Source organism: Rothia mucilaginosa ATCC 25296, assembly GCF_000175615.1.
GTDB classification, from domain to species: Bacteria; Actinomycetota; Actinomycetes; order Actinomycetales; family Micrococcaceae; genus Rothia; species Rothia mucilaginosa.
Genome location: NZ_ACVO01000005.1, coordinates 94,475 through 119,750 on the forward strand (window position 1 = coordinate 94,475; position 25,276 = coordinate 119,750).

The 25,276-nt window shown below is 62.3% G+C and carries 13 protein-coding genes and 4 tRNA genes; 11 read left to right on the plus strand and 6 right to left on the minus strand.

From position 1 onward, the window contains the following. Window positions 1-98: 98 nt before the first annotated feature. Both panB and ROTMU0001_RS01590 read right to left on the minus strand, forming a co-directional pair. Window positions 99-1,025, minus strand: a complete 927-nt coding sequence (panB, locus tag ROTMU0001_RS01585; protein WP_005507772.1) for a 3-methyl-2-oxobutanoate hydroxymethyltransferase — start codon at window positions 1,023-1,025, stop codon at window positions 99-101. Between the two features lie 66 nt (window positions 1,026-1,091). Next, window positions 1,092-2,939, minus strand: a complete 1,848-nt coding sequence (locus ROTMU0001_RS01590; RefSeq protein WP_044141970.1) for a hypothetical protein — start codon at window positions 2,937-2,939, stop codon at window positions 1,092-1,094. Window positions 2,940-3,330: 391 nt separating this feature from the next. Here ROTMU0001_RS01590 and glnA point away from each other — a divergent pair, with 391 nt between their 5' ends. The 7 genes from glnA (at window position 3,331) to ROTMU0001_RS01625 (ending at window position 11,940) form a co-directional block, all read left to right on the plus strand. Continuing rightward, entirely contained in the window at window positions 3,331-4,671 is a 1,341-nt protein-coding gene (glnA, locus tag ROTMU0001_RS01595; protein WP_005507778.1) for a type I glutamate--ammonia ligase, read from the plus strand. A gap of 216 nt (window positions 4,672-4,887) precedes the next feature. Continuing rightward, window positions 4,888-8,241: a bifunctional [glutamine synthetase] adenylyltransferase/[glutamine synthetase]-adenylyl-L-tyrosine phosphorylase gene (locus ROTMU0001_RS01600; protein WP_005507779.1), complete on the plus strand. Its 3,354-nt coding sequence runs from the start codon at window positions 4,888-4,890 to the stop codon at window positions 8,239-8,241. Window positions 8,242-8,642: 401 nt separating this feature from the next. Beyond that, window positions 8,643-8,715, plus strand: a tRNA-Gly gene (locus tag ROTMU0001_RS01605). Window positions 8,716-8,762: 47 nt separating this feature from the next. Further along, window positions 8,763-8,833, plus strand: a tRNA-Cys gene (locus ROTMU0001_RS01610). Window positions 8,834-8,857: 24 nt separating this feature from the next. Then, window positions 8,858-8,929 (plus strand) — tRNA-Val (locus ROTMU0001_RS01615). Between the two features lie 370 nt (window positions 8,930-9,299). After that, window positions 9,300-10,295: an HNH endonuclease gene (locus ROTMU0001_RS01620; protein WP_005507781.1), complete on the plus strand. Its 996-nt coding sequence runs from the start codon at window positions 9,300-9,302 to the stop codon at window positions 10,293-10,295. Window positions 10,296-10,572: 277 nt separating this feature from the next. Continuing rightward, window positions 10,573-11,940 (plus strand): hypothetical protein, encoded by a 1,368-nt coding sequence (locus ROTMU0001_RS01625; protein ID WP_005507782.1) that lies wholly within the window; start codon window positions 10,573-10,575, stop codon window positions 11,938-11,940. 384 nt (window positions 11,941-12,324) lie between these two features. Here the strand turns inward: ROTMU0001_RS01625 and hrpA are convergent, their stop codons facing one another. Continuing rightward, window positions 12,325-16,872 (minus strand): ATP-dependent RNA helicase HrpA, encoded by a 4,548-nt coding sequence (gene hrpA, locus ROTMU0001_RS01630; RefSeq protein ID WP_005507783.1) that lies wholly within the window; start codon window positions 16,870-16,872, stop codon window positions 12,325-12,327. Between the two features lie 285 nt (window positions 16,873-17,157). On the opposite strand from hrpA, the gene ROTMU0001_RS01635 reads away from it, so the two are divergent. Next, a complete protein-coding gene (locus ROTMU0001_RS01635) occupies window positions 17,158-17,619 on the plus strand; it encodes a helix-turn-helix domain-containing protein (RefSeq protein WP_005506503.1) in 462 nt (153 codons plus the stop codon). 36 nt (window positions 17,620-17,655) lie between these two features. Here ROTMU0001_RS01635 and ROTMU0001_RS01640 read toward each other — a convergent pair whose 3' ends face one another. From ROTMU0001_RS01640 to ROTMU0001_RS01650, 3 genes are all read right to left on the minus strand, one after another. After that, window positions 17,656-18,903: an alpha/beta hydrolase gene (locus tag ROTMU0001_RS01640; RefSeq protein ID WP_005507784.1), complete on the minus strand. Its 1,248-nt coding sequence runs from the start codon at window positions 18,901-18,903 to the stop codon at window positions 17,656-17,658. Window positions 18,904-18,917: 14 nt separating this feature from the next. After that, complete coding sequence (locus ROTMU0001_RS01645; protein WP_005507785.1) at window positions 18,918-19,865, minus strand: NADP-dependent oxidoreductase; 948 nt, start codon at window positions 19,863-19,865, stop codon at window positions 18,918-18,920. 282 nt (window positions 19,866-20,147) lie between these two features. Further along, window positions 20,148-20,221 (minus strand) — tRNA-Arg (locus ROTMU0001_RS01650). 74 nt (window positions 20,222-20,295) lie between these two features. On the opposite strand from ROTMU0001_RS01650, the gene argS reads away from it, so the two are divergent. From argS to ROTMU0001_RS01665, 3 genes are all read left to right on the plus strand, one after another. Further along, complete coding sequence (gene argS, locus ROTMU0001_RS01655) at window positions 20,296-21,960, plus strand: arginine--tRNA ligase (protein WP_005506491.1); 1,665 nt, start codon at window positions 20,296-20,298, stop codon at window positions 21,958-21,960. An 82-nt stretch (window positions 21,961-22,042) separates the two neighbouring features. Further along, window positions 22,043-23,563 (plus strand): diaminopimelate decarboxylase family protein, encoded by a 1,521-nt coding sequence (locus ROTMU0001_RS01660; RefSeq protein WP_005507786.1) that lies wholly within the window; start codon window positions 22,043-22,045, stop codon window positions 23,561-23,563. A 302-nt stretch (window positions 23,564-23,865) separates the two neighbouring features. Further along, on the plus strand, window positions 23,866-25,155 hold the full coding sequence (locus tag ROTMU0001_RS01665; RefSeq protein WP_005507787.1) for a homoserine dehydrogenase: 1,290 nt from the start codon (window positions 23,866-23,868) through the stop codon (window positions 25,153-25,155). Window positions 25,156-25,276 lie beyond the last annotated feature (121 nt).

Genomic DNA, 25,276 nt, shown 5'->3' on the forward strand with positions numbered 1-25,276 from the left:
CGCCCAACAGACATACAGTCTGAGACGAAAAGACCCCCGCACCCGGAGCACCGGATACGGGGGTCTTTCTTCTCAAGCTTTTCTTCTCAGCCTAAAGCCTACTCAAAAGTGTGCTCAGCCGCCGGGAACTCACCCGAACGAACCTGCTCACGATAAGCACGCGCAGCGTCCTCCATGACCTGACCGACCTGCGCAAACTGCTTCACAAAACGCGGCACGCGACCGGAACGAACACCCATCATGTCCTGCCACACCAGCACCTGACCGGTGGTCACATTTGAGGCACCAATACCAATAGTCGGCACAGCGCCCACAGCCTCATCCACCAGCTGCGCAGTCTGGGTAGTCACCATCTCCATGAGCACGCAGAACGCGCCAGCCTCAGCCAGCGCCACCGCATCCTCACGAACACGCTCAGACGCATCACCGCGGCCCTGCACACGGAAACCGCCCAGAGCATGCTCCGACTGCGGGGTGAAACCAACATGCGCCACCACCGGAATACCGGTACGCACCAGGGCACGAACCCACTCAGCCATCGACGCATCAGCCTCAATCTTGACCGCGTGCGCGCCGCCCTCCTTCATCAGGCGAACAGCGCTCGCCACCGCCTGCTGCGGGGACTGCTCATAGGTTCCGAACGGCAGATCGGCAACCACCATGGCGCGGGATGCACCGCGAGAAACCGCCGCCACCAGCGGAATTATTTCATCGAGGGTAATGGTCAGGGTGGACTCGTAGCCGAGCACCACATTCGCCGCAGAATCGCCAACCAGCAGCATATCGATGCCCGCACGATCAAAAATCTGCGCCGTCAGAGCGTCATAACAGGTCAGCATGGAGAACTTCTGACCGGTCGCCTTAGCCTGAGCCAGGTGAACGGTACGCACCTTCTTGACGGTGTCCAGGTCAAAAGGCTTCTGTGCCGATGCGGATGCAGAAGCAGTCGCGGGAGCATCCGCGGAGGTAGCGGCAGGCTGTGCCGCGTAGGGCGAAGAGATCTCGGAAGAACGCTCAGTAGTCATGCTGACTATTCTAACCCTGTACGGCTCCAACCTGGCGTACCGCTCACCCCGAGGGAACAACTATGCCTAGTTCCAGATGAGGTTAATGTAGTAGGTCGGGAACGACGCAGCGGCGTTCTTATTCATCATCTCCGGAATAGCGGAAGAAGCATCACTAAACTCACGCGGCAAATCGCGCTGAATGAGCGCCTGCTGCACCAGCGCATCCCAGTACAGCTGCATGATCGAATAGGTGCAGACTTCCTTCACGACGTCCTCCGCGTAGGACTCCCACGCAGGGAGCGCTGCATCGTTATTGAAGAAACCCTCATAGCCCTGAGACAGGCCCGTATCGCAGGCGTTCACCGCGTTCTTCGCGTACTGCAGCCAGTAGCTACGGCTCAGCTCATCGGTGGTGTTGAAAGTAAACGCCTCATAGTCTGCCTTCAGCAGGGCGTAAGACGCCTGAATAGAACCGGCAAGCGGGGCGTGCGAAGAGAAGACAATAACGTCCAGAAGAGCAGCGATGTACTCCATCTGCACCTTCTCGTAGGTAATGCCGGAAGGCTGAACCGGACCAGAATGCATCTGCACCAGGGCCTCCACCGCGTTGATGAAACGCTCAACGTCCGCGGTAGCCTTCACCATCAGATTCAGCAGACGCTGAACGCACTGATAATCCTCAGAAATCTGCGAGAACACGCCAAAAGACAGGATGCCACGCTCAGAAGCCGCCGTCGCCAGAATCTGGTGCGTCAACCGCTGGCTCTCCGCCTCCGCCTTCGCCACGCTTACCAGCAGAGCACCGCAATACGCCAGGGCGCGGCCGTCCACCAGCTGAGGCTGCTGCTGATGCAACGGCAGAAGACGCTCATGAATCTGACGGAAAATAGCGCTCTGCGCCAAAGCCTTCTTGCCCAGCTCCTCAGCCTTCAATAGCACAGTATCCGCCGAGAAATCACGCGGCACGAAACGACGAGCATCCGGCGCAGTAAACGGCGAATAGGGGCGGCCCATCACCGGCTGCAACAGCGACATCGTGGTAAACAGCGAAAAACGAGCCGCCACCGGGTACAGCGAATCCGGGTAGTTCGGCGCATCCGGCGCGTTGACACGCTCCGTGCACAGAGTCAACCAGGTCTGCTCCACCGCCCGATCAGACGTAATGCCAACACCCATACCCAGGATGCTCTCACCGAACGCCTCCGACGGAAGCTTGCCGGGGTTCATGGCACGCGCCTGCATGAGCGCCACAGCCAGCTCCACCGTATAGTTCGTGCGGCGCTTCTTGCCCGCCTCGTCGAGATTCTGGAACGGACGTACACCCGCAATCTTCTGACCGCGCGCCAGCGTATGCAGCTCCTTATTCATGGCGAACTGCTGCGGGTTACGCTGCATCATCTTCGACACCTCGTAAGCGCTCTTACGGTTCAGCTTCTCACGGCGCTGAGCACCCTCAGCCGACAGCGCATCATACTTGCCGCGGCTTGCGTGAACATACCAGGAACGAATTACCTGAAGCGGCAGGAAGAAGAAAGTGTACTTCCACGACCAACTAAAAATAATGACCGGAATAGCCGCGCTCGAACCCAAACGGCCCGTGTAACCGGTCCAAATGAACTCCACAAACGCACCAACCAGCGCCCACAAGGCCAAAGTGCGAACCCTAAACGCCACACGGGAGGGGCGGTCCAGCAGGTAGGTCGCACCACCGGTCTTGTTATTCTTCATGACGGTCGGGCCAAAGACCGCAACAACAAAAAGACAGACCAGATACAACACCAAGAAAACAATGGGGGCAGCAACAAGTAGCAGCCACTCAAGCCCGGTGGGGTCAGCAGCAACCAGCGTGCTTGCCGCTAGAGGAATCTGTGCGGGCGCCACCTGTGCGGGTAACGCCTGCGAAGCTGATGAGAGAAGAACGGAATGTAGCATACCCCCATTATCGCAAGGCAACCCCGACCACGCCCCGCGAACCGTCATCTGCTAGGTATCTGAACAAAGCCTAGACCCGCACCGCAGAAAAGTGGGGGAGCGGCCTCGGTACCGCCCAGAATCTGAGCTACCGCGGCACACGAAAAGAGAATTTACACAAACGAAACCTCCCGCCCACCCGCCACACAGCAGAACCCGATAGGCTAGATAACAACAGGACACACGCCGGGGCAAGGAGGCGCCAGCACCGCTGGTACACAACCCGCCGCAACCCCTTGGAACCCCAAGGGACATGCAGGACCTTTCCGCGCCTCGGCAGCAAATTTAGCGCGCCTCCGCCACCCACAGACGGGTACCACGCGGATGCGCGCCCGCACCGAGAGGGCAACTCATGGACCGCCAACAGGAATTCGTACTGCGCACCATCGAAGAGCGCGACATCCGCTTTATCCGCCTCTGGTTCACCGATGTGGTCGGCACCCTCAAATCCGTGGCGCTCGCACCGGCTGAAGTAGAAAGTGCCTTCGACGAGGGCCTGGGATTTGACGGCTCCTCCATCGAGGGCTTCTCCCGCGTCTACGAATCCGACATGCTCCTACAACCCGACCCCTCCACCTTCCAGATTCTGCCCTGGCGCGGTGAGGAAGACATCACCTCCCGCATGTTCTGCGACGTGCTCACCCCCGACGGTGAGATTAGCGCCTCCGACACCCGCGGCGTGCTCAAGCGCGTGCTCAACAAGGCCGCGGAGATGGGCTTCACCTGCTACACCTCACCTGAAATCGAGTTCTACCTGCTCGAATCCTCCAAGCTCGGCGCCGACGGATTCCCCGTGCCCGTGGATCACGAATCCTACTTCGACCACACCCCCGGCGGCATCGTGCAGGACTTCCGCCGCAAGGCAGTGACCATGCTCGAAGAAGTCGGCATCTCCGTCGAATTCAGCCACCACGAAACCGGCCCCGGCCAGAACGAAATCGACCTGCGCCACGCCGACGCCCTGCAGACCGCCGACAACGTCATGACCTTCCGCACCGTCATCAAGGAAGTCGCCTACTCGCTCGGCATGTACGCAACCTTCATGCCCAAGCCCTTCACCAAGTACGCCGGCAGTGGCATGCACACCCACTTCTCCCTCTTCGAAGGCGACACCAACGCATTCTTCGAAGCCGGTGCCGAATACCAGCTGTCCAAGACCGCACGCCACTTCATTGCCGGTGTGCTCAAGCACGCCCCCGAATTCACCGCGGTCACCAACCAGTTCATCAACTCCTACAAGCGCCTCTGGGGCGGCGGCGAAGCACCCTCCTACGTCTCCTGGGGCCACAACAACCGCTCCGCCCTCGTGCGTGTGCCCCTGTACAAGCCGAACAAGATGCAGTCTGCCCGCATCGAGTACCGTGGCCTGGACTCGGCATCGAACCCGTACCTCGCCTACGCGGTGATTCTCGCCGCCGGTCTGAAGGGTATCGAAAACGAGTACCCGCTCATGCCCGCCGTGACCGAAGACCTCGCCGCCATGACCAACGCCGAACGCCGCGCCATGGGCTACAACCCGCTGCCCGCGTCCCTGCGTGAAGCCATCAATATCACCGAAGAATCCGAGTTCATGGCGGAGGTTCTGGGCGAGCAGGTCTTCGAGCAGTTCCTGCGCAATAAGCGCGCCGACTGGGACCAGTACCAGGCTCAGGTGACCCCGTACGAGCTCAAGCACAACCTCGGAATCCTCTAACGGCTGGATCCTCTCACCTCCTCATAGGATGAGTGAGCGCTGACAGCCTCAGGGCGGTATCCGCTACCGGTAACACGCCGGCGGGTACCGCCCACAGGTCTATCAAATGCACCTATTGGCTGCACCGTTCACCGCCGATTTTTAGCCGCCGAAATTTATACTTTCCGCCCCGGATCTACTCTCCACCCACAGTTCTCTACCCACGGTTCTCACGCTATGACTGACAGCTCCCACTACCCGGCCACCGGGCTCATCCGCATTATCGACCCCGCCAAAGAACCCAAACCGCTCACCGACATCGCCCCCGACGCACTCGACGACGAGCAACGCGCCGAAGCCGAACGCAAAGCCCAGCTACGCCTGCGCACCCGCATGATCGCCACCGGCTTCCACGACCCGTCCAAGGCAGAACGCTGGCTCAACGCACCCGAACTGAAGCACGTCTCGCAGGATGCGCTCTTTGCCGGGCTGCGCCTCGCACCCTCACCGGATATTGCCCTGCCCGCCCTCGTGCGTCTCATCGAGAAGCACCCGGCGGTCGCCGAACGCGCCAACCGCGGCGACAAAGAATTCGGCATGTACCGACTGCTCGGCGCATCCCAGGCGATTGGCGATTTTCTCTACCGCCGCCCCGAACACATTGACCCGCTCTTCGACACGCAGGTGTACCCGGCTGAGAGCGCGCTGATTCGCTCCCAGCACCCGGCGTCGATTCTGCCGGAAACCGACGGGGAATTCCTGACCCCCATCGCACCGCTGGACACCCCCTACCGCCGCGACATCCTCACCGCCCTCGGTGCCGACCCTCACGCGGAGCGTCCGAGCGCTGCCGCCGAGCAGACCGGCAAAGACGGCTACGTGACCCTGCGCGTCGCCTACCGCGCCGCCCTGGCGCGCATCGCCCTGCTCGATGTGTGCTGTGAAGACCCGGTCGAAATGATGCCCACCATCGGTCGTCACCTCGCCGATTTGGCTGCCGCTGCGCTGGAGGGTGCGCTCGCCATCGCACGCACCGAAGTGGCGGAGGGGCTGGGCCCCGGCCTGGCGGCTCCTCGCCGAGGCGAAGCCGTAGACGCTCTGGACCTGGCGATTATCGGTATGGGTAAGTGCGGTGCTCGCGAGCTGAACTATATCTCTGACGTTGATGTGGTGTACGTGGTTGCGCCCGTAGAACCCGCCGCCGCTGGCGCTGCGCCCAACGCCGGGGCAGAGGGGGAGAGCGCCCCGCTCAAGCTCACCGAGAACGAATGTTCCACCATCGGCACGGAACTCGTGCACGCCCTCACCCGCGCCATCATGGGCCCCGCACCCGAACCCGCCCTCTGGGAGGTCGACGCGAACCTGCGCCCCGAGGGTAAGGACGGCCCGCTCGTTCGCACCGTCGAATCCTACGTTCAGTACTACAAGCGCTGGGCGGAAAACTGGGAGTTCCAGGCGCTGCTCAAGGCGCGCCCCATCGCCGGTTCGGCGCACCTGGGCGCCCGCTACGCCCGCTCAATCGACCCCTTCGTGTGGGAGTCCGCCGCCCGTGAATCCTTCGTGGAATCCGTGCAGGCGATGCGCGCCCGGGTGACCGACAATATTCCCTCGAACCAGGTGGACCGCCAGATTAAGCTGGGCCCGGGCGGCCTGCGCGATATCGAGTTCACCGTGCAGCTGCTGCAGCTCGTGCACGGTCGAACCGACCCCGCTGTGCGCACCAAATCCACCGTGGATTCCCTCGCGGCGCTGACCGCCGTCAGCTACATTAGCCGCACCGACGCCGAAGCATTCAGCCGCGACTACAAGAAGCTGCGCGTGCTCGAGCACCGCATCCAGCTGCAGCAGCTGCGCCGCACCCACCTGATGCCCGAGAAGGACGCCGAACAGCGCGCCCTCGCCCGCTCGATCCTTTCCCCGGAACGCAACGGCACGCTCTCCGCCGAGCAGATGCTCAAGGCTTGGCAGAAAATTAAACGGAACGTCCGTTCACTGCATGAGCGAATCTTCTTCCGCCCGCTGCTCGCCGCCGTCTCCACGCTCAGCCGCGACGAAGTGGTACTCAGCGAACAGGCGGCACAGGACCGTCTTGCAGCCCTCGGCTACCGCGACCCGCGCGGCGCCATGCGTCACATCAAGGCGCTCACCACGGGTCTTTCCCGCAGTGCAGACATTCAGCGGCACCTCATGCCCGTGCTGCTGGGCTGGTTCGCCCGCGGCGTGGACGCAGACGCCGGCCTGCTCGGATTCCGTATCGTTTCCGAATCGCTCGGCAGCACCAGCTGGTACCTGCGCATGCTCCGCGACTCACCCGCAGCCGCCGAACGCCTCAGCCAGCTACTCTCCAGCTCGCGCCCCATGACCGACCTGCTCGAGGATGCCTCCGCCTCCATCGCTTGGCTGGACAAGGTCGCCGACCTCAAACCGCTGGGGGAGGAAGCGCTCGCCTCCGAGATTTCCTCCCTGCTGGCACGCCACGCGGACGCCGCCGAGGCGATGCGCGCCGTGCGCTACCTGCGCCGCCGCGAAACCCTGCGCACCGCCATGGGCTGGACCCTGGGCATCGTCGACGTTGAGGACACCTGCGCCGGTCTTGCCGCCATCGACGAGTGCACAATCGGTGCGGCGCTGCAGATTGCCCTGCGTGAACTCCAAACGGCACCGGAAGGCGCCGAACCCGCCGAAGCTGAGGCGACAGCGGGGGAGAAGCTGCTCACCCGCATCGCCGTCATCGGCATGGGCCGCCTCGGCGGCGCCGAGAACGGCTTCGGCTCCGACGCGGACGTCATGTTCGTTCACGAACCCCTCGACGGGGCCGACGAAGACGCCGCACAGGAACAGGCGGCACGCATCGTCAACCGCACCCTGGCGCTCCTCAAACAGCCCGTCAAGCCCGCCATTCGCGCCGAACGGCCCCTCGAAGTGGACGCCGACCTGCGCCCCGAAGGCAAGCAGGGCGCTATCGTGCGCTCGCTGGACTCCTACCGCTCCTACTACGAACGCTGGGCGGAAACCTGGGAGTTCCAGGCGCTCACCCGCGCCCGCCCCATCGCGGGCGACGAGGCGCTCGGACGTGCTTTCGTGGAGCTCATCGACCCGTACCGCTACCTGGCAGCTTTTGAACCCGAACAGGTACAGCAGATTCGCCGCATGAAAGCGCGCGTGGAAAACGAACGCATGCCTCACGGCGCCGACCGCACCCGCCAGCTCAAGCTCGGCCGCGGCGGACTCTCCGACGTGGAATGGCTGGTCCAGCTCGTACAGCTGCGCCACGCGCACGCCGTGCCCGGGCTGCGCACCACCTCCACCCTGAAGGCGCTGAACGCCGCGGTTGAGGCGGGGCTGGTCGAAGCCGCGGACGCTGAAATCCTCAGCGGCGCCTGGCTACTCGCCACGAAGATCCGCGGCGGCAACGTACTGCGCGGCGTGCGCCAGTCCGACACCCTACCCTCGGGACGCGCCGACCTGGAAGCAATCGCCCGCTGGTGCGGATACCCCGCCGGTAGCGCACGCGCCCTCGAAGAGGACTATCTGCGCCAAACTCGCAACGCCCGCAAAGTCTACGAGCGCCTCTTCTTCGAAGAACTATAAAAAGATTCCAGAAAAACATGAGCCCGGCATTTTTGTCGGTGCGGATTTCTGATGCGAATTTCATAGGGGAGGGGCGGGGAACATGGTTCCCCGCCCCTCCTTTTCGTGTCCTTGCGAAAAATTTTGCGGACGTTTCGCGGACATCGTGTGCCCGCCGCTGCCCTCACGGGAACAGTAACCACCCCAAAACCCCAAAAATGTGACCGGCACCATGAAAATAAATTTTACTCGCGCACCTCAAAAACGAGCCCAAATACCCCGTTCTGCCCCGGAAACACGCGGAACACAAGATGATCTGCAAAGGATTTGGCAAACACTCAAAAACCCCGTATAGTATTTACCTGTCAGCACGACGGAGCGAAAAACTCCAATGGAATGATTCAAATTGAATACGCTGATATGCGGTTGTAGCTCAGTTGGTAGAGCACCACCTTGCCAAGGTGGATGTCGCGAGTTCAAGTCTCGTCAACCGCTCGTAAGGACTCCAAGAGTTCGAACGCGTTCCCTCGTGGAGCGTATGCGGTGAGGTGGTCGAGTGGTTAGGCAGCGGCCTGCAAAGCCGTGTACGCGGGTTCGAATCCCGTCCTCACCTCGCAACAAAACAACTGTTTTGTGAGCGCGATTGGCGCAGCGGTAGCGCGCTTCCCTGACACGGAAGAGGTCACTGGTTCGATCCCAGTATCGCGCACAAATGAAGCCCTGATTCTTCGGAATCAGGGCTTTTGTGTTTAACCTTTTGGTTTTCTTGGTTTGCGGAGGGATGGTGTTCCTCCTTGTTCCTACAGGGGACCCGCCCTCGCTTCGCTTCGGGCACCCTGATGTCACGACGGAGGACACCATCCCTCCGCCCCGTAGGAAAAACACTCGACCCCGGTTCAGTAAGGGCAGGGCTTGGGTGCGCGATACCGGTATAACGAACTGGAGGGGGAGGGGGCTGTCGCCTTCTCAGTCTTCTGCTGGCTCCGCCGAGTCGGCTTTGTCAGCCGAACCTACCTCCGATACCCTAATGGAGGAAATCTACACTCACAGATACACCGCCGTATCGCAAAGGAACACCCGTGAAATCCTCCCTCAAAGGGTTCGGCGTCTTCTTCGCCGTATGCTTCGCCTTCTCCCTCTGGTACGTCATCCTCGGCGTCGTCATCATCGTAGTCATCGTGGGCATTGTCCTGACCATCCGCAAAAACCGGTACTTCGCATCCCCCGAATTCCAGACGCACCGCCAACGCACCGCCACACTCGCCAGCGAATACAACGAAATCGCCAGCTACGTACACGACATCTACACGCACGGAATCTACGAACTCGGCACCTCCACCAACGGCATGTACAGCCACCTCGCCACCGTCGAGGTTCAGCAGCCCAAAACCTGGAAGACGCTGCTGCAGAAGAAACCCGAAGAACGCCACCCTCACGTCTACAAGGCATCCGAACAGGTCGTTCTCGAAGCCGAGCGGGACCCCATCGGCAGCCTCACCAAATACTTCCACATCGAAGCCGACCTGCAAACCCTCAAAGACGTGCAGCGCCTCTCCGACGATATCGCGCGCCTCGAAACCGCCGTCGACAACGTGCGACGCCGCGAAGACGACATGATCGCACACATCAACCCGCCCCATTTCATCACCAAGATCTACGCCGACGAGTTCTGGAACAAACTCAACGTCTGCCACGTGGGGCTGACCGTGCCGTACCCCATCTACCGCTTCGAATACGCCTCACCCGGCGGCAAAGAAAACCGCGCCGTCACCGTCACCCTCGACACCCCAACCCTCGACGCGCTCTCCGAAACCCTCGAACGCAAAATCCGCTGGGCATGGCCCGAAGGCGGCGAACGCACCCTCATGACCGCCCAGCTACGCCAACGCATCAAAGAACGCGACAACTACACCTGCCAAAACCCCGGATGCGGCAACTCCATCATGCGTGAACGAATCCTCATCCTAGAGGTTGTCCACAAGGTCCCGCTATCCGAAGGTGGCAATAACGAGCCCGATAATCTGCAGACCCTCTGCTGGCGTTGCGTGCGCGGACGGAACCTGCGGCTCGCATAAAGCCGCACCTTCCGAAAGCGACATCAGGGTACCCGCACGGGCGCTCTCCGCAGCGAAGCAAGGAGAAGCGGAGCGTCCGGGCGTGGCGGGTTCCCCTGCAGGAGCGAAGGAAGGGAGCGGCGCGAGATGCCCAAGAGCTCCCATACCGTGCTCGAGCTAGGGATTTATGTTAAAGCTGAGGTTCAAGGTATGCTTTTCCTCGGCGCAGAGGCACAGACTTTCAGGCTCCCGCTTCCGCACCGCAAACGCATCACCCCACCTGAATAAAGGGCATACCATGTCTACATCCCTGACCCGCCGCAAGCTCGTCGCCGGTGCAGCCTGGGCGGCACCGGTCGTCGCCGCCTCCGCAACCATCCCCTCCTACGCAGCATCCGTGGCCGCCACTAACGACTGCATCCTGGCAGCTAGCCCGGCGTACAGCATTTCCGGCACCGACGAAGGCGCCAAAACCGTGCAGAGCTTCGCCGTGCCCAACAACGTCCACAAGCTCCGCTTCGAACTGGTCGGCGGCGCGGGCGGCACCAACAACCGCATGACCCAGGCGGGCTCCGGCGCGAAGGTCACCGGCATCATCCCCGTCACCCCCGGCTCCACCGTGCAGATTATCGCCGCGGCAGGCGGTATTGGTGACGGCTCCCTCACCCCCACCGCAGGCGGTGAAGGCTACGGCAACGGCGGCTCCGTACCCGCCTACACCATCCCCGCCACCATCACCGCGCAGGTCGACGCCAAATACCCCAACCCGGCAAACTCCAAGACCCAGGCGTACGCGGCATCCGGCGGCGGTTCCTCCGCACTGCTTATCGACGGCGTCGTCGTAGCTATAGCAGGCGGTGGTGGCGGCGCGGGCATGACCACCTCCGGCGTGTCCTACGCAGACCCCTGGTACTCCAACTTCAACGGCCAGATCGACGCCGGTGTGGCACCCCTCGGTTCGGATGCATCCCCGCAGTTCGACGCGGCGGGTAGCGCCTCCGCGGCGGCAGGCTCCAACGGCACCTCCGGCTACGAAGTCTACAACGCTGAACGCTCTAAGGTCCTGACCTACAACTCCGGTTCCGGCGGCGCAGCGGGCGTGGGCGGTGCAGGTGGCGCGGCAGGCACCCTGCCGGCAAGCGGCCCCATCATCGGCTTCGGAACCACCAACAACCAGATGCTATTCAGCCAGTTCGTCGCCGGCAACGTGGGCACGAGCGGCTTCGCGGGCAACGGCGGCGACGGTGCGGGCGCGTACTCCTACCAGCTGGATGAGAACCCCGCCAGCGTGCACGAGAAGGGCACCTACGAGGACCGCAGCTGGGACCTGGACGTCTACAACGATGAGGGTGCGTACGCGCAGAACTTCAACGGCTACCAGTCCGTGGTGTCCGGCGGTGGCGGCGCAGGCTACGGAGGCGGCGGTTCCGGCGCGGCACAGTCCGTCTCCTCGATTGTGCTGACCCAGAAGTGGCTGAACAGCCCGACCGGCGTGCGTCAGGGCATCGGCTACACGATGCAGGGCGGCGCCGGTGGCGCGGGCGGCTCGTACATTGCACCGTCCGTGAGCGAGGGTGCGATTGTTTCGGCTGAGAACGCGCCGCAGTGGATGCGCGAGCGCGGTAACGGTTCGGTGACGGTAACTTTCTGCGAGGCGGCTGCCTAAACGCTTCTCCCGCTGAGAGGCGGTGTTCGTCCTCGCTCCTACAGGGGCACCCGCCCTCGCAGAGCTCGGGCACCCTGATGTCGCTACGGACGACACCGCCTTTCCGCGCTAGGTTCCCGGCTTAGCTTGCGCTGTGAACGGCAAAGAGCCCCCACACGATTACCTCGTGTGGGGGCTCTTTGCTTGTGCTGCAGGTGCAGCCGTGTTTTCCGGAAGCGCCCTCAGGGTGTCACCCCGGACGCTCTCCGCAGCGAAGCAAGGAGAGGACGGAGCGTCCGGGTGACGGGTGCCCCTGCGTAGGCGCGGAGGAAACATGCGGCGCACCTACACCTGAGTAGGAGCGAGGACGAGTACCGCCGTCCGCAACTAACTGTATTCCCGGAATTAGCGCTTGATAGCGTCCAGCGCCTCACGCTGAGCCTTCGCAATGCGCTTCTCAGATACCGTGTAGGCGGTACCAAGCTCCTGGGCGAAGAAGCTGACGCGTAGCTCCTCAATCATCCAGTTCACGCGGCGGAGCGCATCCGGCACGATGGTGCCTGCCGGTAGCGACTTGACCGCGTTATCGTAGGAGTCTTCCAGGTCCTGCACGGTGAGCATGAGCTGGTTGTCGCGGTGCAGGTTCGGGCCGAGCTTCGTCAGGCGCACCTGGGCGGCCTTGAGGTAGCGCGGGATGTGAACCAGCTGGTCGTAGCCGGTTTTCGCCACGAATCCGGGGTAGACCAGGTTCTCCATCTGAGCCTTCACGTCGGAGACGGCGTGCATGGTCGTCAGCGAGGTTGCCTTCTTGATGGCCTTCTTCAGCGCGGTGGCTTCGGAGAGGATTTCGGCGACGAGCTTGGTGACGTCGAAGACCGTCTCGATGAGTTCGGCACGCACGTGCTCGTAGAGTTCGCTGTATTCGGCGTGCGTGAAGATGGGCGTGTGCGGCACGAGGTGGTCGAGTGCCGCGACGGTGCAGTCGCGAATGAGTTCGTCGATGGAGCCGTGCGGGTTCTGCGTGAAGACGATTTTCTCCTTGTGGGAGAGGTGTTCGCTCACGTAGCGTACGGGCGAGGGTACCTGCAGTTGGAGCAGGCGGATGATGCCGCGGCGCTGTGCGTGGAGCTGTTCGGCTTCGGTGGGGAAGATGCGCAGGCCTACGCTGGTTTCTTCGTCGACGAGGGCGGGGTAGCCGTTGACTGCCTGGGTGGCGATGATGCGCTGTACCTTGCGGGGGATTTCTCCGTTGGGGAAGAGGTCGGCGGGGAATTCGGTGAGGCCGCTGATTTCGCGTACCTGCGAGCCGTGCGCATCGGCTACCTGGGCGGTGCCGCTCTGAGCGTTCTTCGCGCCCTTCTTGGCAGAAGCCGCGGAGTTGCCCGAGTTGCCCGAACCGCCTGAGTTGCCTGATCCGCCCTGCGCGAGCGCCACCATTTTTGCCATGGTGTCGTCGGATGCGCCGAGGGAGTCGGCAAGGGCGCCGCGAATCTCCTTGTGGAGCTGCTGCTGCAGGGCGCGCAGGTCCTTGCCTTCGCCCAGGATTTTGTTGCGTGCGTTGCGCACCTGGAATCCCATTTTCAGGTGTTCGGGCACGGCGTCCCAGTTGAAGGCTTCGGGCTCGACAACGACGCCGCGCAGGCGGCGTAGTACGAGTGCCAGGGAGGGGATGAGCTCGTCGGTGGCGGGGGAGTAGTCCTCTTCCAGGGCGGCGCAGGCGGCGCGTGCCACGTCGGGTGCGGGTACGAAGTTGCGTCGGATCGCCTTGGGGAGCGATTTGATGAGCGCGGTGACGAGTTCGTGGCGCAGGCCGGGGATCTGCCAGCGGAACGGTTCGGGGTTCAGCTGGTTGAGGAACAGGATGGGTACCTGGACTGCTACACCGTCGCGCTTGGCGGCGTCGGTGCGGGCGCCTCCGATGCCGGCGGTGGGGGCGTATTCGTAGCGCAGGTCGAGGGTCAGTTCGCCGCTGTCGGTGCGCTGCACCCACTGGCGGGGGAACTGGGAGTCGTCGTAGTCGGCGGCTTCCTCGTTGATGAGCTTTTCGGGGTTGAAGTCCAGGTAGTTGTCGTCTTCGAGGCGTGCCTGCTTCCACCACTTGTCGAAGGCGCGCACATCGGTCACGTGGGCGGGGATGCGGGCATCGTAGAAGGCGAAGAGTACGGAGTCGTCTACGCGCAGGTCGCGGCGGCGCAGGCGTGCTTCGAGTTCTTCGACTTCGGCGAGGGCGCGCTGGTTGCGCAGATAGAACTTGTGCTGGGTGTGCCATTGGCCTTCGACGAGGGCGGACTGGATGAACAGTTCGCGGGCTGCGGCGGCGTCTACGCGGGCGTACTGCACGGGGCGGTCGGCGTAGATGGTCAGGCCGAAGAGGGTGCCCTTGGCGTAGGCGACTGCCGCGCCGGAGCTGAGGGACCAGTGCGGTTCGGAGTATTGCACGCTGATGAGGTGCTTGCCGATTTCTTCGATCCACTGCGGGTCGATGGAGGCGTTGGTGCGCGCCCACAGGCGGGAGGTTTCGACGAGTTCGGCGGAGAGCACCCAGTCGGGGCTCTTTTTGAACAGGCCGGAGCCGGGGAAGATTGCGAACTTGGTGCCGCGCGCGCCGAGGTATTCGCGGGGGCCGCGGGTGCGCCCCTTGGAGTCCTTCTCGCGTTCTTCCTTGACGCCCACGTGCGAGAGCAGGCCGGTGAGCAGGCTCTTGTGGATGTCTACCTCGTGCGCGGAGGCGTTAATATCGCGACCGCCGCTGGCGTGAATGTTGGCGGTTCGGCCCATTTCGCGCAGCTGGGCGAAGAGGTCCTGCCATTCGCGGATGCGCAGGTAGTTGATGTATTCGCGGTGGCACATTTTGCGCAGCTGAGAGGAGGACAGCGCCGCCTGCTGCTCGTTGATGTAGTCCCAGAGCAGCAAGAAGGAGGAGAAGTCGGAGGTGTCGTCGACGAAGCGGGCGTGCATCGCGTCGGCTTCGGCGCGCACGTCGGCGGGGCGTTCGCGCGGGTCCTGGATGGTCAGGGCGGCGGCGAGCACCATCATTTCCTTGGCGCAGTTGCGGCGGCCGCCTTCGATGATCATGCGGGCCAGGCGCGGGTCCACGGGGAATGCCGCCATGGCTCGGCCGATGGCGGTGAGGGTTGCGCTATTGCCGCGGCCCTTGCGGGGCTGGCGGGGGCGTTCGGTGAGCGCGCCGAGTTCGCGCAGCAGGTTCACGCCGTCGTTGATGGCGCGAGATGCGGGCGGCTGCACGAACGGGAAGCGGGAGATGTCGCCGGGCTCGCGGACCACGCCGATTGCGATCATCTGCAGGATGACGGCTGCGAGGTTGGTGCGCAGAATTTCGGGGTCGGTGAACTCGGGGCGCGAGTTGAAGTCTTCCTCGGAGTAGAGGCGGATTGCGATGCCGTCGCTGACGCGGCCGCATCGACCGGAGCGCTGGTTGGCGCTTGCCTGCGAGATGCGTTCGATGGGCAGGCGCTGAACCTTGGTGCGTGCCGAGTAGCGGGAGATGCGTGCGGTGCCGGTGTCGATGACGTACTTGATGCCGGGCACGGTCAGCGAGGTTTCGGCAACGTTCGTGGCGAGCACAATGCGCGGGCGGGAACCGGGGGAGAACACGCGGTGCTGCTCGGCGAGGGAGAGGCGGGCGTACAGGGGTAGCACCTCGTAGTTTAGGCGCGGCGACTTGGCGACCATCGCCTCGATAGCATCCTTGGCATCGCGGATTTCGCGCTCACCGGAGAAGAAGATGAGGATGTCGCCGGGCGCTTCCTTGGAGAGCTCCTTAATGGCGTCGAGGATTGCGTCGGTGGGGTCGCGGTCCTCGGCCACTTCCTCGTCGTCCAGGTAGAACTCGTCGCCTTCGAGGGGACGGTACCGGATTTCGACGGGGTAGGTGCGGCCGGAGACCTCGATAATGGGCGGCGCGTCGTCGGGCAGGATAGCCTCGGCAATGTCGCGTTCTTCGGCGCTGAGGTTTTCATCGACGATACCCTTGCCCGGCACGTAGCTGGGGGAGAAATGGCGCGCGAAACGTTCCGGGTCGATGGTTGCGGAGGTAATAATGACCTTCAGATCCGGGCGCTGCGGCAGGATGCGCTTGAGGTAGCCAAGGATGAAGTCAATGTTCAGGCTACGTTCGTGTGCCTCGTCGATAATAAGGGTGGAGTAGCGGCGTAGTAGCTTGTCATTCTGGATCTCGGCGAGCAGGATGCCGTCGGTCATGAGCTTAATAGCGCTGTGTTCGCCGACTTCGGAGGTGAAGCGTACCTGGTAGCCGACGGTTTCACCGATTTTCTGGCCGAGTTCTTCGGCAATGCGTTCGGCCACGGAGCGTGCGGCGAGGCGGCGCGGCTGGGTGTGGCCGATCAGGCCCTTCTCTCCCAGGCCCAGGTCGAGGCACATTTTGGGAATCTGGGTGGTCTTACCGGAGCCGGTTTCGCCGGCGATAATGACGACCTGGTTCTCGCGAATGGCCATCATGATGTCCTCGCGGCGCTCACTAACGGGTAGTTCTTCGGGGTAAGTGATGACCTCGGGAATAAACGGCTCATAGTGGCGCGGTGCCTGGTGGTTCTGCCGTTCGCCCTGCTGGTTGCCCTTGCTGTCGCCCTGCTGGTTGCCCTGCTTGCGGGCACGGTTGGTGCCGCCTCCGCGTCGGTTGGAACGGGAGGCGTTGGAGTTGCGTTCGGAGGCGCCGCGGGAGGAGTTCTTGCGGTCTGCGTTATTCTTCTGGGCGCTGTTCTTCTGCGCGCCCTTCTTTTGGGCGCCGCTCTTCTGTGCACCCTTTTTTACCGCGTTGTTCTCAGTAGTTTTATCTGCGGTTTTTTCGCCGGCTTTTTCAGAGGACCGTACCTTTGCCGCGTGGATTGCGGCGGCCATGCTCGCCATGGTGGGGGCGGTGCGGGGGGCCTTAGAAGTATCTGCGTGTTTCTTCGTGGATTTCTGCTCAGACATATCCTATCCAGTGTACTCGCCTTGCCTGCGGTGGGCTTGGGGTGTGCTTTGTTTGTCATATTTGGGTTTGTTCGCGGGAACCCCGGGGTGGGCGGTGGCGGAATACAGGCCCCAAGAGAGCAGTTAATGTACAATAAATGACATCAAATGCTATTAAGAGAGTTAATAATTATTCATCTGAATTTTATGCGCCGTAGATGCGAATTAACTGCGCTTCTTAACTTTCTTTCGATAGTTTCGTTCAACTGCTACAGTGGTGAATAACACAGTAACGAAGGAGTGACTATGCCATCACCAAAGACGTACCCGGCAACACGTGTTGCAGTGTTGGATTGCTGCGAAGACGGACAGCACGAAGAAATTCACCACCGCTGCGAAGAGCTCTTCCAAGCCCTCGTTCACGCGAGTCTGCGCACCCACTTCGACCGCCTCAGCGCCGAAGAAACCCTCTACCTGGTCACCGGCGACGGCGAGCGCGTACAGATTTCTCCCGAAATGTACGGGCCCCTCACCTCCGTAGCGCGCGCATTCGCCGACCGTAAGGACGTCTGCGTGGTACGCCAGGACCGCCTCATGACCACGCAGGAGGCGGCAGACTACCTGGGCGTATCCCGCCCGACCGTTGTTCGCCTGCTGGAGCGCGGAGATATTCCGTTCGAGCGCATTAACACGCACCGTCGCGTTGCTTTTGATGACCTCGAACGCTACCGCCTTGAGCACGAATACGTGAACCGCCGCGTTCGCTAACCTGTCGAACCGCTCAGGTTACACGCCGCAGTTGAGCTACACGCTGCGGTTGAACTGAACAGCGCGGTTGAGAAATAGCAGCATCTGCTGAACAATGTCGGGGCTAAAACAGCGCGAATCCCCGTGTTCGGCATCCGGAACCAGCACCAAATCGGTAGGCACCTGCCGCGTGCGCAGCGCCTGATACACCCGCACCGATTGCTGGTACGGCACACACGAATCACTAATACCGTGCACAAGCATCAGGGCAGTGGCGCCGCCGCTCGCACCCTGTGCAGAGGCACTTTCGATCTTATTCACTCGTTTCTGGGGGCGTACCGCATCAATAGGATGCGCACGCTCCCAGTTCTTTTGGGCACGCTCGATGCAGACACCCGGAACCGCCCGCTCGCCCTTGGAAGCGTCGATAGCAGACACGTCAGCGGGGACAGGGTGGGTGCTTCCCAGCAGCCGCCATTCGGCGCCGTCATCCTCGGGGTGGTCGAGAGCGTAGCCAGCCAGGGGCCGATCGGTGAAGATGGTCCTTAAATCGCTAACCCCGTAAAACGAAGCCGCCGCCGCCACCTGCGAACTATGGGACGGGTAGGCGCTCGCCGCCCTGCCCTCATAGTATTCGTCGTGCTCGGGTGCGCTCGCGGAATCCCCAAATGCAGAATCCCCAGATGCAGAGTCACCGGCGGCGGAATCTCCCGTATGTGCAGCCATCATGCTCAGGTGCCCGCCGGCGCTTCCGCCCGCTACCGCAATGCGCTGCGGGTCAATACCGAACTCGTGCGCGTTGGCGCGGAAGAAACGCACCGCCTCCTTCACGTCGTGCAGGGCGCCCGGGAAGAGTGCCTGATGTGAATACCGGTAGTTGATGGACGCGACCGCCCAGCCTGCCTGCTGAAAAGCGGCGCGCATGAGCGCCTGGGTATTGGGCTGCTCCCCGCCAGGGGTGCGCAGGACGGTGTCGCGTAGGGCCTGGTTGGTGCCGAAGCGCCAGGCGCCACCGTGAACCCACACCAGTAGCGGGGCGGGGGAAGAGATATCCCCTGTCGCGGGGAAGAAATCGTAGGCGAACGCCTCGCGAGTTACCGGCGACTGCACGCCGTAGTCGGGTAGTGAGTGGGCATCGTAAAAGCCCGCCTCGCGGTAAAAACCGGAGCGGTACTCGGTACTCTCAACGGTCGGCGCGTCCTCAACCGTCTGCGCGCTCTCAACATTCGGCGTGCCCTCAGTGGTCAGTGCGTCCTCAGCGTCCATCGCGCCCTCTACATTCGGCGCGCTCTCAGAAATCTGCATGAATCAGCACCTCGTTAGGGAACCAGTACGATCTTGCCGCGGGTGCGACCCGTCGCAACCAGGGCATGAGCCTGCGCAGCCTGCGAAAAATCAAGCACCTGATCCACGTGTACCTTCAACAGGCCCAGGGACATGAGGCGGGCAATCTCCTGCATCTGCATGCGGTCCGGGTGAACCGTCAGCCACTGCGCCTCGAAGCCGCGCTCACGCGCAACATCCAGCGGATCGGGGCTGGTCAGGGTGATAATACGGCCGCCGGGAACCAGCACCTCCAGCGAATCGAGGAAGGTCTGCTGACCGGTGGAATTGAGCACCACGTCCATGGTCTGGCCCAGTACGGCACGGAAATCCTCGGTGCGGTAATCAATAGGCTGGGCACCCAGTGAGCGCACAAACTCGTGGTTAGCCGCGGAGGCGGTCGCAAAAACCTGAGCGCCAGCCTGCGCCGCCAACTGAACGGCGAGGTGGCCGACGCCTCCGGCACCGGCGTGAATGAGCACGCGCTCACCTTCCTTCAGTCGTGCCACTTCGAAAAGCGCCTGGTATGCGGTCAGCGCCGCCAGGGGAGCGCCACCCAATTGCGCGCAGGGAACATCGGCGGGCACCTTCACCAGCTGATGCGCCGGGGCGAGAACATACTCGGCGTACGCACCGGCGGGGGAGGGAAAAGAAACAAGACCAAATACGCCGTCGCCCACCTTAAAACCCGTGTAGTCGCCGGCGGTAGCAACCACGGTGCCGGCAACATCCCAGCCGGGAACGAAGGGCTTGTACGACGGATCTGCCAGCTGAGCGGCGGGACCCAGACCCTTGCGAGTGGTTAGGTCAATCGGGTTGACACCGGCGGCAACCGTCTTGATGAGCACGTGACCGCGCACCGGCGAGGGGATAGGTACGTTTGCTTTGTGCAGAACGCTTTCGTCGCCCCATTCGGTGAGCTGAATCTGGCGCATGGTGGTCATCGGGTTACCTCCGCTGTTGTGGCTTGAAGCCGTGCTGATGTGACGGGTGTGCGCGTTTTCCCATTCTCTCAAGGCTGTTAGCGTTGCCACAACAGGCAGGCGGGTAGTGTCCACCCTCTGAGGTTGAAGAGGGAGCTGGCGGGAACGGTCGCCCGGCGCAGGCTTTATGCACAACAGGGTGGGTGGCTCAATAAAGTTGAGTTGTTAAATAAAAAGGAGCCGATACCCGAACAATACGCCTCGGATATCGGCTCCCGTGTTCCCTCTCGAATAAGAACATCGTGCCCCTGAAAGGATTCGAACCTTCGACCCCCAGTACCGGAAACTGGTGCTCTAATCCGCTGAGCTACAGAGGCAACCCACCTATGGTATCAGATATGCACTAGATAAAGGGTCAGGCACCTGCCAAGGCTTGCTAGAATAGTTTGTTATGACTCCTGAAGAACTCTCCGAAGCCATTGCGCTTGCCCTTGAAGAAACCATTTCCTCCGGCCAGCTGACCCTCGTGGAGGGCGCTGAACTGCCCGCCGTCCGAGTGGAGCGCCCCAAGTCCCGTGAACACGGCGACTGGGCAACCAACGTCGCTCTGCAGCTCGCCAAGAAGGTGGGCAAGAACCCGCGTGAGGCAGCAGCTCTTCTGGCAGAGAAGATTAGCGCCATCCCCGGTGTTGCATCCGTAGATATTGCTGGCCCCGGCTTCCTGAACATCACCCTGGACGCCGCAGCTGCCGGTGAGCTTGCCGCCACCATCGTTGAGGCTGGTGAAGCATACGGCCGCAGCGACAAGTTCGCCGGCAAGACCATCAACCTTGAGTTCGTCTCCGCGAACCCCACCGGCCCCATCCACCTGGGTGGCACCCGCTGGGCTGCCGTCGGTGATGCGCTCGCCCGCGTCCTTGAGGCTGAGGGCGCTAACGTCGTGCGTGAATACTACTTCAACGACCACGGCACCCAGATTGACCGTTTCGTGCGCTCCCTGATTGCCGCTGCCCGCGGTGAGGAGACCCCCGAGGACGGCTACGCTGGCGCGTACATTGTTGACATTAAGGACCAGATTCTGGCTCAGCGCCCCGACGCGCTTGAGGCTGAGAACCCCGAAGAGATTTTCCGCGAAATCGGTACTCACCTGATGTTCGATCAGATTAAGGAGTCCCTGGCGGCATTCGGCACCCACTTCGACGTGTTCTTCCACGAGAACTCCGTGTTCGAAGGCGGCAAGGTGGACGCCCTGCTTGAGACCATGCGCGAGAACGGTCAGCTCTTCGAGGCTGACGGCGCCTGGTGGATGCGCACCACCGACTACGGCGACGACAAGGACCGCGTGGTCATTAAGTCTGACGGCAACCACGCCTACGTGGCGGGCGATATCGCCTACTACCAGGACAAGATGACCCGTGCAGTAAACCCCGCCGACGTGGCGATCTACATGCTCGGTGCTGACCACAACGGCTACGTGGGCCGTCTGAAGGCTATCGCCCAGATTCTTGGCTACCGCGCCGACCAGATTGAGGTCATGATCGGTCAGCTGGTGAATCTGGTCAAGGACGGCAAGCCCGTCCGCATGTCCAAGCGTGCCGGCACCGTGGTCACCCTCGAGGACCTGGTCGAGGCTGTGGGTGTTGACGCGGCCCGCTACGAGCTGACCCGCTACTCGGTGGACACCCCCATCGACATTGACCTGGGCCTGCTGACCTCCAAGAGCAACGAGAACCCGGTCTACTACGTGCAGTACGCTCACGCACGTACCGCCGCTGTGGCACGTAACGCCGCGGAGGCTGGCGTGAAGGTTGAGGACGGCGTGGACACCTCCCTGCTCGACTCGGCTGCTGACGGCGAGCTGCTGGCTGTACTCGGCCAGTTCCCCGCTGCTGTGCGTGATGCCGCGAAGTTCTACGAGCCGCACCGCGTGAACCGCTACCTGGAGCAGCTCGCTTCGGCCTACCACAGCTGGTACGGCGTCTCCCGCGTGGCCCCCAAGGCTGATGAAGAGGTCACCGACCTGCACCGTACCCGCCTGCTGCTGAACAACGCGGCACAGCAGGTGCTGGCTAACGGCCTGAACCTGCTGGGTGTGAGCGCACCCGAGCGCATGTAATACTCTCGTTTCAACCCCCGACCCGGTGCTACCGGGGCGGGGGTTGAGCGTATGCCGGCAAGATAGCTAAGAAAGAGACACGATGAGCGAAGCCCGCACCCTCTACGCCCCCGAATGGCTCACCTACCCCGAGCACCCCGAAGCCCTGTCCCGCACCATCTGGACTGACTCCTTCACCCGCAATGAGCAGGGCGAGCTCTGCATTGATGGCGTGACCGTCAGCGACCTGGTTGATGAGCACGAAACCCCGCAGTACGTCTTCTCCGAGACGACCTTCCGTACCCGCGCCCGCGCCTACCGCACCGCTTTTGAGCAGGCTTTCGCCGCGCACGGTGCGAAGGTAAGCGTCTACTACGCCGGTAAGTCGTTCCTGTCCACTGCCGTGGCGCGCTGGGCGACCGAGGAGGGCCTGTGCCTGGATACCGCCTCCGGTGGTGAGTTGGCATTGGCTCTGCGCGCACAGGTGCCCGGTGCGAACATCGCCCTGCACGGTAACAACAAGTCGGAGGCTGAGATTGCCCGCGCGATCCGTAACGGCCTGGGCCGCGTGGTGGCTGACTCGGTGGACGAGCTCAAGCTCATTGAGCGCGTGTACGCCGAGCTTGCCGCCGAGCGTGTGGCTGAGGGCGAGGAACCCTACGCTCCGGTTCCGGTGCTGATTCGCATCACCCCCGGCGTGCACGCCTCGACCCACGAGTCCATTGCGACCGCACACGAGGATCAGAAATTCGGCATGTCCCTGCAGCTCGGCACCGCCGCGCTCGCCGGTCTGGAAGAGGCAGAGATGGAGCACTGGGGAGTTGAGGCGACCGACTCTTACGCGGCGCTGGCTGCCGCGATTTTGAACGCGACCGATTCCCTGGATTTCCGCGGTATTCACTGCCATATTGGTTCGCAGATTTTTGAGGCGGAGGGCTTTGAGCAGGCGGCTACTACCGCCCTGGAGTTCATGAACCGTCTCAACCGTGACCTGGGCGTGACCCTGCCGGAGCTGGACCTGGGTGGTGGCTACGGCATCGGCTACACCGAGGCGGATCACCCCCGCTCCATTACCGAGGTGACCGAGTCGATTGCCGCTTCCGTCGCGGCGACCTGCGAGCGCCTGGGCATGGCGATTCCGCATATGTCGTTTGAGCCGGGCCGTTCCATTTCTGGTCCTTCGGGTGCGACCCTGTACACGGTCGGCACCATTAAGAACGTGAGCATTGAGGATGAGAACGGCGAGATTCGTGTGCGCCGCTACGTTTCGGTGGACGGCGGTATGAGCGATAACGCCCGCCCGGTGCTGTACGAATCGGATTATTCGGTGACCCTGGCGAATCGTGCTCCGGCGGGGGAGCAGGTGCTCTCTCGCGTGGTGGGTAAGCACTGCGAGTCTGGCGATGTGGTGGTTCGTTACTGCTACCTGCCGGCTGACCTGCAGGCTGGCGATATTCTGGCGGTTCCGGCGACCGGCGCGTACTGCTATGTGCTGGGTTCGAACTATAACTTCTTGACTCGCCCGCCGGTGATTGCGACCGCTGAGGGTAAGCCTTCTCGCGTGATGATTCGCCGTCAGCGTGAGGAGGATATGTTGGCGCTGGATATGGGTTCGGATATCTAAGAGCCCTGTCTGACATCATGAAAAGCCGTGAAGTTCCCGTTTCTGCAATGGACGCCGTGAGGTGGCGGTTGCGGGCGGGGTCTTCACGGTTTTGTGCGTTCACAACATGGCAGAAGATAAGGTTCACCTCATAACTGTGAGGGATACCTCATCTCAGAGAGTAAAAGTCGCAGCTTGAGGCTGCTGAGCCGTCCCCGCCTCTTGATAAAGTGGTTGTTGAGTGCGTGCTCTGCGCCGCATCCACGCCGTAGCCCGAAGAGATACCGGGGCGAACCCGGAACAGACCGTAGAAAGAGACTATCGTGGCTGAAAAGATCAAAGTAGCACTGCTTGGTGCCGGTAATGTCGGTTCCCAGGCTGCTCGCATCCTGGTCGAGGATAACGCCGTCCTTGAAAAGCGCATTGGCGCCCCCGTGGAGTTGATCGGTATTGCTGTGCGCGATACTAATGCATCCCGCCACTGGAATGCGGACCCCTCGCTGTACACCACCGACGCTGAATCCCTGATTGATGCGGCGGATGTGGTCATCGAGCTGACCGGCGGTATTGAGCCGGCTCGCACCCGCATTCTGCGTGCTCTGAAGGCTGGTAAGTCCGTGGTTTCCGGTAACAAGGCGCTGCTGGCTAAGCACGGCGTGGAGCTGCAGGCTGCCGCTGATGAGTCTGGCGCTCAGCTCTCTTACGAGGCTGCTGTTGCGGGTGCTATCCCGATTCTGCGCCCCCTGCGTGACTCCCTGGCTGGTGACCGTGTGACCCGCGTTCTGGGCATCATGAACGGCACCACCAACTACATTCTTGACCAGATGGACACCACTGGCGCATCCTTCTCGGACGCGCTAGCTGAGGCTCAGAAGCTCGGCTACGCGGAGGCTGACCCGACCGCTGACGTTGAGGGCCACGATGCCGCGTCGAAGGCTGCGATTGTTGCTTCGCTGGCGTTCCACTCTGACTTCACCATCGATGATGTGCACACTGAAGGCATTACCTCCATCACCGCTGATGATGTTGCGGCTGCAGATGCTGATGGTTACGTCATCAAGCTGCTGGCTATTTGCGAGCGTGAGGGTGAGAACGGCGCTAACATTCGTGTGAACCCGACCCTGATTCCGCGTCAGCACCCGCTGGCGGGCGTGCACGGTGCGTTCAACGCTGTGTTCGTTGAGGCGGAGAACGCTGGCGAGCTGATGTTCTACGGTCCCGGTGCGGGTGGCGCTCCGACTGCTTCGGCTGTTCTGGGTGACTTTGTGTCTTTGGCTCGTCGCCTGGTGCTGGGCGGTCCCGGTGTTCCGGAGACTTCTCACGCCCAGTTGCACGCAACTAGCCTGGACAACGTGATTTCTCGCTACTCGGTGGGTGTTCTGGTGGAGGACCGTCTGGGCGTTCTGGCGAATATTACCCGTATCCTTGCCGAGCACGGTATTTCGGTGGATTCGCTGCGCCAGTCCACCCCGAAGGAGGGTGCGGCTCAGATTCGTATGGTGACTCACTCGGCGAAGGATTCTGATCTGCGCCGTGCGATTGCTGTGATTGATGCTCTGGACACTGTGCGTGAGGTGAACTCGGTCATCCGCGTGGAGTCCGAGAAGCACTAAGGCTCAAAAGCATTATCTATGTGCGGCACGCGCCGCTCACTAAACGTGCGATGTTCGCTTGCGGGTGCATCGCTCACTAACTAACCCGCGTACCCGCTACCGCGCCGGACCTATGGGAGGT